At 60.8% G+C, this 13,065-nt stretch carries 13 protein-coding genes and 1 pseudogene; 10 read left to right on the forward strand and 4 right to left on the reverse strand.

Going from position 1 to position 13,065, the window contains the following annotated elements:
* Window positions 1-15 precede the first annotated feature (15 nt).
* Window positions 16-1,365 carry a LysM peptidoglycan-binding domain-containing protein gene (locus QAO71_RS07350; protein ID WP_136869878.1) on the reverse strand — a complete coding sequence of 450 codons (1,350 nt, stop codon included), beginning with the start codon at window positions 1,363-1,365 and terminating at the stop codon, window positions 16-18.
* Window positions 1,366-1,509: 144 nt separating this feature from the next.
* Complete coding sequence (gene gloB, locus QAO71_RS07355; protein WP_074779862.1) at window positions 1,510-2,289, reverse strand: hydroxyacylglutathione hydrolase; 780 nt, start codon at window positions 2,287-2,289, stop codon at window positions 1,510-1,512.
* Window positions 2,290-2,364: 75 nt separating this feature from the next.
* Between gloB and QAO71_RS07360 the strand changes: the two genes are divergently transcribed.
* The 7 genes and pseudogenes from QAO71_RS07360 (at window position 2,365) to QAO71_RS07390 (ending at window position 8,421) form a co-directional block, all read left to right on the forward strand.
* The gene (locus QAO71_RS07360) at window positions 2,365-3,135 is read left to right on the forward strand and encodes a methyltransferase domain-containing protein (protein WP_136869880.1); all 771 of its coding nucleotides are present in this window, start codon (window positions 2,365-2,367) and stop codon (window positions 3,133-3,135) included.
* The gene (rnhA, locus tag QAO71_RS07365) at window positions 3,135-3,596 is read left to right on the forward strand and encodes a ribonuclease HI (RefSeq protein ID WP_036992316.1); all 462 of its coding nucleotides are present in this window, start codon (window positions 3,135-3,137) and stop codon (window positions 3,594-3,596) included. The genes QAO71_RS07360 and rnhA overlap by 1 nt, the downstream gene beginning before the upstream one ends.
* Window positions 3,589-4,317, forward strand: coding sequence for a DNA polymerase III subunit epsilon (gene dnaQ, locus QAO71_RS07370; RefSeq protein ID WP_036992314.1), 729 nt, complete (start codon window positions 3,589-3,591; stop codon window positions 4,315-4,317). Before rnhA ends, dnaQ begins: the two co-directional genes overlap by 8 nt.
* A 103-nt stretch (window positions 4,318-4,420) precedes the next feature.
* Window positions 4,421-5,232: pseudogene (locus QAO71_RS07375) on the forward strand (crotonase/enoyl-CoA hydratase family protein).
* A 40-nt stretch (window positions 5,233-5,272) separates the two neighbouring features.
* On the forward strand, window positions 5,273-6,922 hold the full coding sequence (locus QAO71_RS07380) for a ferrous iron transporter B (protein WP_280165584.1): 1,650 nt from the start codon (window positions 5,273-5,275) through the stop codon (window positions 6,920-6,922).
* A gap of 5 nt (window positions 6,923-6,927) precedes the next feature.
* The gene (gene nudC, locus QAO71_RS07385; protein ID WP_074779853.1) at window positions 6,928-7,761 is read left to right on the forward strand and encodes an NAD(+) diphosphatase; all 834 of its coding nucleotides are present in this window, start codon (window positions 6,928-6,930) and stop codon (window positions 7,759-7,761) included.
* 18 nt (window positions 7,762-7,779) lie between these two features.
* Window positions 7,780-8,421: a hypothetical protein gene (locus tag QAO71_RS07390; protein WP_036992308.1), complete on the forward strand. Its 642-nt coding sequence runs from the start codon at window positions 7,780-7,782 to the stop codon at window positions 8,419-8,421.
* Window positions 8,422-8,450: 29 nt separating this feature from the next.
* Here QAO71_RS07390 and QAO71_RS07395 read toward each other — a convergent pair whose 3' ends face one another.
* A complete protein-coding gene (locus QAO71_RS07395; protein ID WP_036992307.1) occupies window positions 8,451-9,218 on the reverse strand; it encodes an SDR family oxidoreductase in 768 nt (255 codons plus the stop codon).
* Between the two features lie 236 nt (window positions 9,219-9,454).
* The gene (locus QAO71_RS07400; RefSeq protein ID WP_074779849.1) at window positions 9,455-9,769 is read right to left on the reverse strand and encodes an SCP2 sterol-binding domain-containing protein; all 315 of its coding nucleotides are present in this window, start codon (window positions 9,767-9,769) and stop codon (window positions 9,455-9,457) included.
* Between the two features lie 209 nt (window positions 9,770-9,978).
* On the opposite strand from QAO71_RS07400, the gene sohB reads away from it, so the two are divergent.
* From sohB to alkB, 3 genes are read left to right on the forward strand one after another with little or no spacing between them, the layout of a single operon-like run.
* On the forward strand, window positions 9,979-10,998 hold the full coding sequence (sohB, locus tag QAO71_RS07405; RefSeq protein ID WP_036992300.1) for a protease SohB: 1,020 nt from the start codon (window positions 9,979-9,981) through the stop codon (window positions 10,996-10,998).
* A gap of 9 nt (window positions 10,999-11,007) precedes the next feature.
* Window positions 11,008-11,994, forward strand: coding sequence for a YhdH/YhfP family quinone oxidoreductase (locus QAO71_RS07410; RefSeq protein ID WP_136869887.1), 987 nt, complete (start codon window positions 11,008-11,010; stop codon window positions 11,992-11,994).
* Window positions 11,995-12,000: 6 nt separating this feature from the next.
* Window positions 12,001-12,651, forward strand: coding sequence for a DNA oxidative demethylase AlkB (alkB, locus tag QAO71_RS07415; RefSeq protein WP_280165585.1), 651 nt, complete (start codon window positions 12,001-12,003; stop codon window positions 12,649-12,651).
* Window positions 12,652-13,065: the final 414 nt, after the last annotated feature.

Below are 13,065 nucleotides of genomic sequence, written 5' to 3' on the forward strand. Positions count from 1 at the left end.
GCGAAAGCGCTGGCCCTAGGGCATACGCAGGGTCAGTTGCTGGCCCGGCCGCAGATGCGTGTCGACACCGTTCCAGGCGCGTAACTGCTTGATTTCCACGTTGAAGCGGCGGGCGATGCTGTACAGGGAATCGCCGGACTTGACGGTATAGGTACGTTTTTCCGGCACATTAGCACTGGCTAGCTGGGTCGACGGGCCGTGAGGCACGATCAGGGTCTGACCGATATTGATCAGGCTGCCCTGCATTTCATTGGCCTGGCGCAGCATGCCTACGCTCAGGTTGTGCCGGCGGGCAATCTGCGACAGGGTATCGCCGCGGCGTACGGTATAACGGGTGAAGGATACCCGTTCGCTCTCTGGCAACTGGGCCAGCGCCGAGCTGAACTGTTCGGCCTGATTCACCGGAATCAACAATTGGTAGGGGCCGTTGGGCGTTGCTACCCGATGCTTGAATGCTGGATTGAGATACTTCATCTCGTCGGTGGAAATGCTCGCCAGCTCGGCCGCCTTGACCAGATCCAACGGCCGCTTGATGGTGATCTGGGCAAAATAGGGCGTGTCATCCAGCGAGGGCAGGACGGTGCCGTATTCTTCAGGGCTGTTGATGATCTGCGCCAGAGCCAGCAGCTTGGGTACATAGTTCATGGTTTCGCGGGGCAGCTGCAGGTTCCAGTAGTCCGCCGGCAGTCCCAGCGCCTGGTTGCGCTTGACCGCCCGGCCGACACAGCCTTCACCACAGTTGTAGGCCGCCACGGCGAGCAGCCAGTCACCTTCGAACATATCACTGAGTTTGCTCAGGTAGTCCAGTGCTGCGGTGGTGGAGGCGGTGATGTCACGCCGACCGTCATACCAGTCATCTTGGCGCAGGGCGAACACCCGGCCGGTGGATGGAATGAACTGCCAGATGCCAGCGGCATGGGACGTGGAGTAGGCCATGGGGTTGTAGCCGCTTTCCACGAAGGGCAGCAGCGCCAGCTCCAGAGGCATGTCGCGCTTGTCCAGCTCTTCTACTACATAGTGCAGGTAACGCTGGGCGCGCTTGGAAGTGATTTCGAAATAGCGCGGCTGGGAGGCGAAAAACAGACGCTGCTGATCGACGCGGGGATTGTCCTCTACCGTGGGGTCGAGCAGGAAGCCATCGCGGATGCGTGTCCACAGGGTGCGTGGTTCATCGACCTGTTGCGGTACCCGCCAGCGCGGCTTGGTGGTTTGGGCGCTGTCTGCAGAGCCTGCCGCAGAGGGCGCGGGCAAGGTTTTGATAGCGGTGGACTGGCCCGTTGGGCCGGTGGTGGTCTGACAGCCGACAAGTACGACTAGCCACAGCGTCAGGAATCCATTTCTGAGAGCGTTGGGCGAAAATAACATGAGCTGGTCCGTTAAAATTTGCCCGATTCTAGGGAGCCACCCCCGAGGGGTCAAGGAAGCAGATCCGGACCATATGTCGCACCGGCGAAAATTGCCGCACGGATGCCCATGACACCACGTGCGGCTACGCCGGATGATACTGTTTCAGAATGTGTCTTTCCAGGCGCGAATGGCAGCAAAGGTTTGCACTGCACTGGCCGGCATGCTGCCGCTGTGACTGGCCGCTGCGCCGCGCACATGGGAATCTTCGCAGCGCAGAAAGGGATTGGTACGCTTTTCCAGGGCCAGGGTAGTGGGCAGGGTAATGCGACCGTCCCGGCGCAGGTCCTCGACCACTTCGAGGCGCACCTTTATATCCAGATTGTCCGGCTCGACCGCACGGGCGAATTGCAGGTTGGACTGGGTATATTCATGGGTGCAATATATGGTGGTGTTATCCGGCAGCGCGGCCAGCTTCTGCAGCGAGGCATACATCTGCTCGGCAGACCCCTCGAACAGTCTGCCGCAGCCGCCAGCGAACAGGGTGTCGCCGCTGAGCAGCCAGGGGTCACTTGGGTGATCGCAGAAGTAGGCAATATGGTCCAGGGTATGGCCGGGCACCGCCAGCACCTGGATCTCCTGTTCGAACAGGCATATCTGGAAGCCATCTTCGAGCGGCCGGTCGATACCCTTGATGGTGTCGTTGGTCGGCCCCCAGACCTTGCAGCCGGTCGCGGCCTTGAGGGTCAGTACCCCGCCGGTATGGTCAGGGTGGTGGTGGGTGAGCAGTATGGTGCACAACTGATATTCCGGATGGCGGCTCAGCCAGGTGATGACCGGCTGGGCGTCGCCCGGATCGACCGCCGCAACCTGCAGTGTGGTTTCGTCCAGCAACAACCAGATGTAGTTGTCCTGGAATGCTGGCAAGGCAATGAACTGTGGCATGGGCTTCGTACCTTCCTTGAATGGTGATCTGTATCTTATAGGAGGTAATATGACCCAGGCCAACCCGGAGATCCCATGGTGATACCAGAGTCGTCACGCTCCATCAGCCAGGAAGACCTGCTCCGCCTGCTCGGCGTGGCCCGGGACTGGCTGAACAGCCCGCCCGGGTGCTGGTTGCTGGAGTCCGAGCGGGCAGTGATGCGCAAGGCGTTGCCGGCCTGCTTCGGTCATCACCTGGTGCAGTACGGGCTGGCTGCCGAACTGCTGGATGATGAGCGCACTGTGCTGCGCAATCACTGGCAGCTGGACCTGCTGGGCGGGCCGTCGGCGTTGCCGGTGGAAGAGACTCAGTGGCCCTTTGCTCCGCACTCGCTGGATGCCGTGGTACTGCATCACGGGCTGGATTTCTGCCTGTCACCGCGCAGCTTGCTGCGCGAAGCCGGCCAGGCGGTGAGGGCGGGTGGCCATCTGCTGGTATTCGGCTTCAACCCCTGGAGCAGTTGGGGTTTCAATCACTTTGCCGGGCGCGACTGGTTCAGCGAAGCAGGATTCATCAGTCCTGCGCGCCTGACCGACTGGCTGGAGTTGCTGGGTTTTGCAGTGGAGAAACGCGTTGATGGGTGTTATCTTCCGCCCCTCAAATCGCAAGCCTGGCTGGAGCGGCTCCGGCGCATCGATGCCCTGGGCCAACGGCACCAGTTACCCGGCGGCGGCTTCTACTTTCTGCTGGCACGACGCCAGGCGCTGGGCCTCACGCCGCGCCGGCAACGGGGAATTGTCTTCCCCACACTGCATCTCCCGCCGCTGGTTGCGGGCAACCGGCGGACACATAAACGGAACGAGTAATGAGCCACACAATCGAGATTTTTACCGACGGCGCCTGCAAGGGAAATCCGGGGCCGGGGGGCTGGGGCGTACTTCTGCGTCTGGGCGAACACCAGAAAACCCTGTTCGGCGGTGAACTCAATACCACCAACAATCGGATGGAGCTGACTGCTGCCATTCGTGGGCTGGAGGCGCTGAAAAAGCCAGCCAGCGTGTTGCTTACCACCGATTCGGAATACGTCATGAAAGGCATCCGCGAATGGATGCCCAACTGGAAGAAGCGCGGCTGGAAGACAGCCAGCCGCCAACCGGTAAAGAACGCCGATCTCTGGCAGGAACTGGACGCACTGGTCAATCAGCACCAGGTTGAATGGCGCTGGGTCAAGGGGCATAGCGGACATCCGGAAAATGATCTGGCCGACGCACTGGCCAATCGCGGTGTGGATCAGGTATTGGGCAGAGGGGCGGTGCAGGATGCGTGAAATCGTTCTGGATACCGAAACCACAGGTATTGAAGTCCGTGAAGGGCACCGGATCATCGAAATCGGTTGTGTCGAGCTGCTCGACCGCCGCCTGACCGGCCGCCACTTCCACGTCTACATCAACCCCCAGCGGGAAGTGGAAGAGGGCGCGTTCGCGGTCCACGGCATCAGTGATGCGTTTTTGGCAGACAAGCCGCTGTTCGCTGATGTCGTCGATGACTTCATGGCCTTCATCAAGGGCGCACGTCTGGTCATCCACAACGCGGCGTTCGACGTCGGCTTCATTGATGCCGAGCTACAGCTGCTTAGAGGGGGCCATGGTCAGGTAGCGGATCATTGTTCAGTGGTTGATACCCTGCGTATTGCCCGGGACAAGCACCCAGGCCAGCGTAATAGCCTGGACGCCCTGTGCAAGCGCTATGGTGTCGACAACTCTCAGCGTGACCTGCACGGCGCGCTGCTGGACGCCGAGATTCTGGCTGATGTCTACCTGATCATGACCGGCGGCCAGACGGCTTTGTCGCTGGCCAGCCATGCCGCCGGGGAAAATGGTGGCGGGGAGGTCGGTACGATTCGCCGGTTGGACCCAGCGCGTCCAGCGCTACCGGTCATCCGGGCCAGCGAGGCGGAGCTGGCGGCCCATGAGGAACGCCTGGCGGCCATTGAAAAGGCGGCCGGCTTTGTCGCCTGGCCGCAAACAGCCGAACTGGTCACCGAATAGACGGCGCCGCCGCCCACGCATCAGTAACAGGAATGGTTATACCGCTGGGGGTGGGCTTGGTATAGTTTGCCGGTCATCAGAACAATATCAGGGAGCTGTAGAGATGCACGAATACCAATCGCTGAAAGTCGAGCAACACGGGGCCATCGCCCATGTGTTGATCAACCGTCCGGCCAAGGCCAATGCCATGGATGAAGCATTCTGGACCGAGATGGTCGACATATTCGATTGGGTCGACCGCACCGAGAGCGTCCGTGTCGCGGTTATCTCCGGCGCCGTGACCATTTTTCCGCCGGAATCGATCTGGCCATGCTGGCCCAGGCGGCCGGCGAAATGACCCAGGATATTGGCCGCAACGCCGAGCGTATCCGCCGCAATGTGCTGCGCCTGCAAGCTGCTTTCAACGCCGTTGAAGAATGCCGCAAGCCGGTCATCGCCGCTGTACATGGCTATTGTATCGGTGGTGCGATAGATCTGATCAGCGCCTGCGACATGCGTTATGCTACTGCGAGCGCGCATTTCTCGATCAAGGAAATCGACATGGGCATGGCGGCGGATGTCGGTACGTTGCAGCGATTGCCCCATATTATTGGTGATGGCATGATGCGCGAACTGGCCTACACCGGTCGCGCGGTCTTCGGAGACGAGGCCCGGGAGATGGGGCTGGTAAACCGCGTCTATGCTGACCATGCCACGCTGATCGAAGGCGTGATGGGTATTGCCGGCCAGATTGCCGCCAAGTCTCCGCTGGCCATTCGCGGGACCAAGGAAATGATTCGCTACAGCCGTGATCACAGCGTTGCAGACGGGTTGAACTATATCGCCACCTGGAACGCGGCCATGCTGCAATCGGAAGATCTCAAGCTGGCCATGACGGCACATATGAGCAGAAAACCAGCCGAGTTCGCCGATTGAGCGTGCCAGTCTGACTGCAGGGACGAAGGAGACTGAAGCGATGTTAACCGGTGCCACATCACTCGATCTTGTCAAGGATGAGCTGTTCGCCAGCATGGCTGGCGTCGAGGATCTGCTGCAGCAGTTCCTTGAGGAAAGACAAAACGGCAGCCTGCTGCAACAGGCCATTGAGGGGCTGCAGCAGCTGCGCGGTACGCTGAACCTGATTGAGCTGGATGGCGCAGCATTGCTGGCGGAAGAAATGATCGCCCTGGCGACGGATATTCCGGAGCATGAGGGCGAGGGCAGAAACGCCCCGCTATCCGCCTTGTGCAATGGCCTGTTCCTGCTCCAGCGCTATTTGCATCTGTGCCGCCAACAGGGTGTCGAGCAGCCCGAACTGCTGCTGCCGACCATCAACGACCTGCGCGCCCACCGGGCGGACGCGCCGCCCCTGGCGGAAAGTCATTTCTACCCATTGGATGTACAACGGTTGCCAGTGGCCCTGCGTGATGGATCGAAGGAGCCGCTGGATACCCGCACCTTTGCCCGGCTGCGGCAGATGTACCAATTGGGGCTGCTGGGTATGCTCCGGGATGAGCGGCCGGCGGTGGGCATCTCGTTGATGCAGCGTGCCCTGCAACGCATGGAAACCCGCCTGGATGATCGTACAGCGACCCTGTGCTGGGTTGCATCCGCCTCGCTTGAGGCGATGGATGCCGTACCCCTGCAATTGACTGCGGAGCGCAAACGTCTGTACTCGCGGCTGGATCGCGAACTCAAGCGCCTGGCTTCTGGTCATTCCGCTTCGGACAGTGCATCGCTGCTGAGGGCGATGCTGTATCTGGTCGCCCTGGGCGATGCCGGCTGCGTGTTGTGCGAGGAAGTCCGCCGCGCCGTCAATCTGCCGGACCCCGGTTACAGCGAAGCGACTCTGCAACGTGCCTTCGACCGTCTGCAGGGTCCTGGTGCCGATGTGATGCGCTCGGTTGCCGAGGCGTTGCATGAGGAAATTGCCGCGGTCAAGGATTTGCTGGACCTGTTGGCGCGCAACGCCGGCGATGCCGAGCAATCCCTCGAGACCCTGGACACTGCCCTGCAGCGGTTGTGGAAGACGCTGGATATGCTGGACCTGGCGGAGATTTCCGGCAAGATCCGGCATGCGGCACAGCAGTTGAGCGGCTGGCAGTCCGGCAACAGCGGGGTGCTGGAGCAGGTTGCCGACGCGGTACTGCATGCCGAGTTGACGGTGAACCGCCTGGAAAACGAGGGAGAAGCTCTGGGCGGGTTCGACGAAAGCCGCAATCCCGGCCCGGTCGAACTCAAGGAAGCGCATATCGTGCTAGTTGAGGAATCCCAGGCGGGACTGGCGCTGGCCAGGCGGGCCATCACGGCCTACATCGAGTCGGGCAACGACCGCATGCACTTGCTGAACGTACCGGCGACCCTGGAAACCGTGCGGGGCGGGTTGATCTTCCTGGGTATGACCCGGGCGTCGGATATCATTGGCAATGCCTCACGCTTCATTCGCGAGTCCATGCTGGAGCAGCAGGCTACACCGGACCCGCAGCAGTTGGAGGTGCTGGCCGATGCCCTGACCAGCATCGAATTCTATCTTGAGTCGGCGGAGCGTTCCTCGGTCGGTACAGGCGATGTCCTGGCCGTCGCCGAAGACAGCCTTGCCGAACTCGGCTACGGCGTCGGAGCCTGATTCCCGTGCAGAGATTCACCCGGTTTACTGCCTCCCTGACCACCGAAACGCATGCCGACGGCTGGGTGCTGATCCGTCATGAACAATCCTTCGCCATGTACCAGGGCAACCTGTTGCATGATCCGGATATGGCGCGTTACCTGGGCGATGCCGAATACCAGATGACCCTGGGGCTGGTGGATGACCGGCCATGCCAGTTGGTGCGCGTCAAGGAGCAGATCGATCTGCCTGGGCTGTCATGGCATGGTTTGCGCAGTCTGCTGGGGCAAGTCGATGACTCGACGTTCCGCCTGCTCGGCGTAGCTCAGCAATTGGATATCTGGCACGACACCCACCGTTTTTGTGGGCGCTGCGGTCAGCCAACCCAGGTGCGCCCGGACGAACGGGCGATGGAATGCAGCGGTTGTGGCAATCGCCAGTACCCCAAGCTCGCGCCGTGCATCATTGTGTTGATCACCCGCGGCGAAGAAGTGCTGCTGGCGCGCTCGGCCAATTTCCGCGCCGGGTTCTTCAGCACCCTGGCTGGATTCATCGAGCCTGGCGAGTCGGCGGAGGAAGCGCTGCGCCGCGAGGTGATGGAGGAGGTCGGTGTTACCGTCGATCATATCGAGTATCTCGGCAGCCAGAACTGGCCCTTTCCCAACTCGCTGATGTTGGGTTTCCATGCTTCCTATGTCGATGGTGAGATCGTTCCGCAGCCCGGCGAGATCGAAGAGGCCCATTGGTGGAATATCCATCAACTGCCCGCCATACCGCCCCAGGGCACCATTTCCCGTTGGTTGATCGATTGTTATCTGGCACGGCTGGCCGGCCAGCCACAACCCCCCGTTCCGGCCTGAATGTGACAAGGAGTTCGCATGCAATACGCTGGTCTGGCAGTGCTGGTGGGATGCCTCGCGCTGCTGTTGTTATCGCTGATACTACGTTTTGGTTGGCGCCTGGATTGGCTGCTCGGCTGGCTCAAAGGCATGCTGCTGTTGGCATTGCTGGGCTGCTGCGCGGCGGTCGCGGTTATCGCTTGGGAACTGTATCAGTTTCGCCCGATTACCGACGGTGCCCAGATTGCCACACTGGAGCTGAATGAAAGTGCGCCCCAGCGGTTTGATGCAACCCTGCGAACGGCAGACGGCGTTCAGCAACTGCAATTGCAGGGTGACCTATGGGAGCTGGAGGTTCAGGTGTTGCGCTGGCAGGGACTGCTGCACGCGCTGGGGCTGGAAGATGGCTACCGCCTCGATCGCCTGAGCGGGCGCTATCTGGCGCTGGAGCAGCAAACAGAAGTCACTCCGACTCGGCCATTGCATGATACGCCGCGCTGGCGCGACGCCTGGTCCTGGCTGGATGGCGTCGACCTGGGCTGGCTGTATGCCGATGCCTTTGCCATTCGCTTCATGCCGGCGGCCGATGGTGCTCGTTATGCCATTGAAATCGGCACCACCGGTCTGTCGCCGGTGGCGATGAACCCTCAGGCCCTGACGGCGCTGAAGGGCTTCGATTGAAGAAGCCGGCCCGCGAGGCCGGCCAGGCTTCAGGAGAGCATGCCACCGTCGACGTTGATCGCCGTGCCGGTGGTGTAGCTGGACGCATCGCTCACCAGGTAGAGCACGGTGCCAGCCATCTCGCTCGGGTCCGCCGGGCGCGCCAGTGGAATGCGCTGCAGGGCGGGCTTCAAAATGCTGTCATTCTTCACCAGCGCCGACGCGAACTTGGTATCGGTCAGGCCCGGCAGCAGGGCGTTGCAACGGATGCCGAACTGCGCACATTCCTTGGCGAACACCTTGGTCATGTTGATGACCGCCGCCTTGGTGATCGAGTAGATGCCCTGCATCATGCCCGGTACCAGGCCGTTGACCGAGGCGACGTTAAGAATGGCGCCGCCGCCGTTTTCGCGCATCAGCTTGCCAGCTTCAACCGACATGAAGAAGTAGCCGCGGATGTTCACGTCCACGGTTTTCTGGAAGGCGTCCAGATCGGTATCCAGCACATTGCCGAAGAAGGGGTTGGTGGCAGCATTGTTGACCAGGATATCCAGCTTGCCGAACTGGCTGCGAATGGCCTCGACGGTCGCCTTGATCTGCTCCATCTCACCGATATGACAGGCCATGGCGGTGGCTTTGCCACCCGCGGCAACGATGGCGTCGGCCACTTCCTGGCAGCCATCGATCTTGCGGCTGGAGACGATGACATGGGCACCTTGCTGGGCCAGCAGTTTGGCAATGGCTTCGCCGATGCCGCGGCTGGCGCCGGTTACCAGGGCAATTTTTCCGTCCAGGTCGAACAGTTGGGTTTTCTGCATCTGTCTTGTCCTTGTTGAGATAGGCATGATCGTTGGTCAATCTACTGCAGGGGCAAGAGGCTGCCAAGACGCAGTGTTACTTATCAGAAACCGTGTTGGCAGGGGATCGGTTGTGTCTATGGCGGCAAATTGCGATTGGCACGACCCTTTCGGGCGACTGACGCGCAGCGCCCGACCAGCGATGCCGGGCAATAAAAAACCGGAGCCTGGCTCCGGTTTTTTGTCTTGCTGCTCGATCAGACCGGGAACAGCTCGCCCAGCTTCAGCGCCAGCATCATGTCGCCTTCGGCGCGCAGCTTGCCGCCCATGAAGGCCTGCATGCCGTCGGTCTCGCCGGTGATAACACCATTCAGCGTTTCCGAGTCCATGATCAGGGTGACGTTCGGGTCTTCCGCATCGCCCTGCTGGACATCACAGGTGCCGTCCTTGATCACGGCGTAGAAATTGGAATCATCCTCGATGTTGAATTGGAAAACGAGATCCAGGCCAGCAGCGGCAGCCGGATTGAACTTGCCTTCCATGTTATTGATGATGTCAGCAACGGTAGTCATGGATTCTTCCTTTATCGGATGTTTCATAGGGGCAACGGCAATCGTTGCAACGCAGGGTTGTGCAACTCGTCAGAGGGTAGGGTGGCTCAGGGAAGCTGTCAACAAGAATCATACGATCGTTTGAATCCTGCCGGGGACGGTCTGTCTACCGCATCGGCTGATCCTGTATGCTTGAGGTAGTCCTGAAACCGAATCGACTGGAGACACCTGTGGAGTGGATTGCCGAGTTTGGAATGTTTGCCGCCAAGGCGCTGACGGTATTGCTGGCGGTCGTGTTCGTGCTGCTGTTGATCGCCTCGCTTAAAGGGCGGCAGCGCAAGGGCGAGGGCGCCCTGACCGTGACCCGATTGAACGATCAACTGGCCCGCATGACCGAGCGTCTGGGCCAGGCTGTCCTGGACAAGCCGGCATTCAAGGCGCTACAGAAGACCCGCAAGCAGGAACAGAAAGCGCGTGCCAAGCACAGCGCCGAACGCGACAAGGTCTTCGTGCTGAATTTCCATGGTGATATCAAAGCCAGTGCGCTGGAGAATCTGCGCCACGAGGTCACTGCCGTGCTGGAGCTGGCAACGCCCCAGGACGAGGTGATCGTCAAGCTGGAGAGTGGCGGCGGCATGGTGCATGCTTACGGTCTGGCCGCCGCGCAACTGACCCGGATTCGGGAAGCCGGTGTACCCCTGACTGTCTGCGTCGACAAGGTCGCCGCGAGCGGCGGGTACATGATGGCCTGCATCGCCGACCGTATTCTGGTGGCGCCCTTTGCCATGCTCGGCTCCATCGGCGTGGTCGCGCAATTGCCCAACTTCCACCGGGTGTTGAAGAAGCACGATGTGGATTATGAAATGCTCACCGCGGGCGAGTACAAGCGCACGCTGACTCTGTTCGGTGAAAACACCGAGAAGGGGCGGGAGAAATTTCAGGAAGATCTGGAAAACATCCACTACCTGTTCAAGCGCTTCGTCAGCCGTTATCGCTCGGTGCTGGATGTCGATGCCGTGGCTACCGGCGAAGTCTGGTTCGGCACCGAGGCGCTGGAGCGCGGCCTGGCCGATGAGGTCAACACCAGCGATGACTATATCAACCGGCGCATCCGCCAGGCCGATGTATTCGAAGTGCATTTCGCCCGACCCAAACGGCTGCAGGATCGCCTCAGTTCCAGTATGTCCACTGCGTTGGACCGATTGGTGCTGACCTGGGTCTCACGTTTTCATAATCAGCGTTTCTGGTAGGAGTCCGTCATGTCCGAATTCAAGGCATTGCTGGTAACTGAAGAGCAGGGACAATTTGTACCCCAGGTGGTGACAAGGCAGCTGGATGAGCTGCCAGCCGGGGAAGTATTGATCCGCGTGCGCTGGTCCTCCCTCAACTTCAAGGACGCCATGTCCGCCAGCGGCAATCGCGGCATTACCCGCAACTATCCGCATACCCCCGGCATTGATGCCGCCGGCGTGGTGGAAGCCAGTTCGGCAGCCGAACTGGCCGTTGGCGACGAGGTGATCGTCACCGGGTACGACCTGGGCATGAATACGCCCGGCGGCTTCGGTCAGTACATCCGGGTACCCGCTGCCTGGGTCCTGAAGCGTCCCGTTGGCTTGAGTTTGCGCGAGAGCATGGTGCTCGGCACCGCTGGCCTGACCGCGGCGCTCTGTATCGACAAGCTGGAGCGTGCTGGGCTCGTGCCTGGTGCGGGTCCGGTATTGGTGACAGGGGCAACCGGCGGCGTCGGCAGCATCGCCGTGGCCATGCTGGCCCAGCTGGGCCATGAAGTGGTGGCCGTCACCGGCAAGGCTGATCAGGCCGATTTCCTGCAGCGCCTGGGCGCCGCTCGGGTGCTCGATCGGGCGGAGCTGCAAGCCGGCACAGCCAAGGTCATGTTGCCCGAGCAATGGGCCGGTGCGGTGGACACCGTGGGCGGCGATATCCTGTTCAATGTGGTCAAGTCCCTGCGCTACGATGCCAGCGTCGCCTGCTGTGGCCTGACTGCTGGTGTCCAGTTCCAGGCCAGTGTGCTCCCTTTCATCCTGCGCAGCGTCAACCTGCTGGGTGTGGACTCGGTGGAACAGCCGCTGGTGGTGAAAGCCTCCATGTGGGATCGGCTGTCACTGCAATGGAAGACCGACCTCACACAGCTGGAGCAGGAAATCACCCTGGATGAACTGCCGGGATTTATCAAAACCATTCTGGCCGGCGGCATGGTCGGTCGCGCAGTGGTCAACCTCGACTGAGGGCCAATGAGTACGCTGGATCTGTTTCACCAGGCGCAGCCGGGGCAGCGCATAGCGATGGGCGCGCAGGCATTCGTCCTGCCCGGCTTCGCCGAGCGCTGGCTTGACCAGTTGCTCCCCGTGCTGGAAGCCATCCAGCGCCAGGCTCCCTTCCGGCAGATGACCACCAAAGGCGGGCGGCGCATGTCAGTGCAAACCACTGCCTGCGGCAAGCTCGGCTGGATTTCCAACGAACACGGCTACCGCTATAGCCCCATCGACCCGAATAGCGGCCAACCCTGGCCGGCCATGCCGGACTGCCTACTGGAACTGGCCCAACGCGCTGCCAGTGAAGCCGGCTTCAACCAGTTCAACCCAGACACCTGCCTGATCAACCGCTACCTCCCCGGCGCCCGTATGGGCCTGCATCAGGACAAGGACGAATGCGACTTCAGCGCACCCATCGTCTCGATCTCCCTGGGCATGCCAGCCACCTTCCTGTTTGGCGGCTTCAAACGCTCGGACCGACCCGCCAGAACAATCCTGAATCACGGCGACGTAGCCGTCTGGGGAGGGGTAGATAGGATGCGCTTTCATGGGGTGCTGCCGCTGGCAGACATACCGCATCCGCAGTTGGGGAGTCAGCGGATTAATCTGACGTTGCGTAAGGCGGGTTGAAGTTTATCCGGCTTTCTCGATTAATCTTTCACTGTCGTTACGGATCTGAAGCCATAACGAGGTGTCTACCATGGGATCAATACCGGATACGTCTTAATCACTATTAGGCTTCAGTGGAGACTGTGCATGTTTCGACCTTACCTTTTGATTGTTTTCGGCGCAGTGGCACTCAGTGGCTGTAGCGCGTATGGCAACTCCTAAGGTGACTACCCCCGCCGTTATCCATACTTGGAACACTCGTCGCCAATTCCCAAGGGGCACCTGCCGCCGCCTGGTGAATGTCGTATCTGGTTTCATGATCGTCCTGACGGACAGCAACCACCGCCTGGCAACTGTTATGAGCTGGAGCGGCGTGTTCCGTTCGGCGCGAGTCTGATCCGCGGATGAGGTCTGCCAACTCGGGTGGCTGAAGCT

The sequence above is a fragment of the Halopseudomonas sp. SMJS2 genome (assembly GCF_029866945.1).
Taxonomy (GTDB): domain Bacteria; phylum Pseudomonadota; class Gammaproteobacteria; order Pseudomonadales; family Pseudomonadaceae; genus Halopseudomonas; species Halopseudomonas bauzanensis.

Coding starts and splice junctions, on each gene's coding strand:
- QAO71_RS07350 (WP_136869878.1), bottom strand. CDS start 1,365: ATGTTATTTTCGCCCAACGCTCTCAGAAATGGATTCCTGACGCTGTGG.
- gloB (WP_074779862.1), bottom strand. CDS start 2,289: ATGCCACAGTTCATTGCCTTGCCAGCATTCCAGGACAACTACATCTGG.
- QAO71_RS07360 (WP_136869880.1), top strand. CDS start 2,365: ATGGTGATACCAGAGTCGTCACGCTCCATCAGCCAGGAAGACCTGCTC.
- rnhA (WP_036992316.1), top strand. CDS start 3,135: ATGAGCCACACAATCGAGATTTTTACCGACGGCGCCTGCAAGGGAAAT.
- dnaQ (WP_036992314.1), top strand. CDS start 3,589: ATGCGTGAAATCGTTCTGGATACCGAAACCACAGGTATTGAAGTCCGT.
- QAO71_RS07380 (WP_280165584.1), top strand. CDS start 5,273: ATGTTAACCGGTGCCACATCACTCGATCTTGTCAAGGATGAGCTGTTC.
- QAO71_RS07390 (WP_036992308.1), top strand. CDS start 7,780: ATGCAATACGCTGGTCTGGCAGTGCTGGTGGGATGCCTCGCGCTGCTG.
- QAO71_RS07395 (WP_036992307.1), bottom strand. CDS start 9,218: ATGCAGAAAACCCAACTGTTCGACCTGGACGGAAAAATTGCCCTGGTA.
- QAO71_RS07400 (WP_074779849.1), bottom strand. CDS start 9,769: ATGACTACCGTTGCTGACATCATCAATAACATGGAAGGCAAGTTCAAT.
- QAO71_RS07410 (WP_136869887.1), top strand. CDS start 11,008: ATGTCCGAATTCAAGGCATTGCTGGTAACTGAAGAGCAGGGACAATTT.
- alkB (WP_280165585.1), top strand. CDS start 12,001: ATGAGTACGCTGGATCTGTTTCACCAGGCGCAGCCGGGGCAGCGCATA.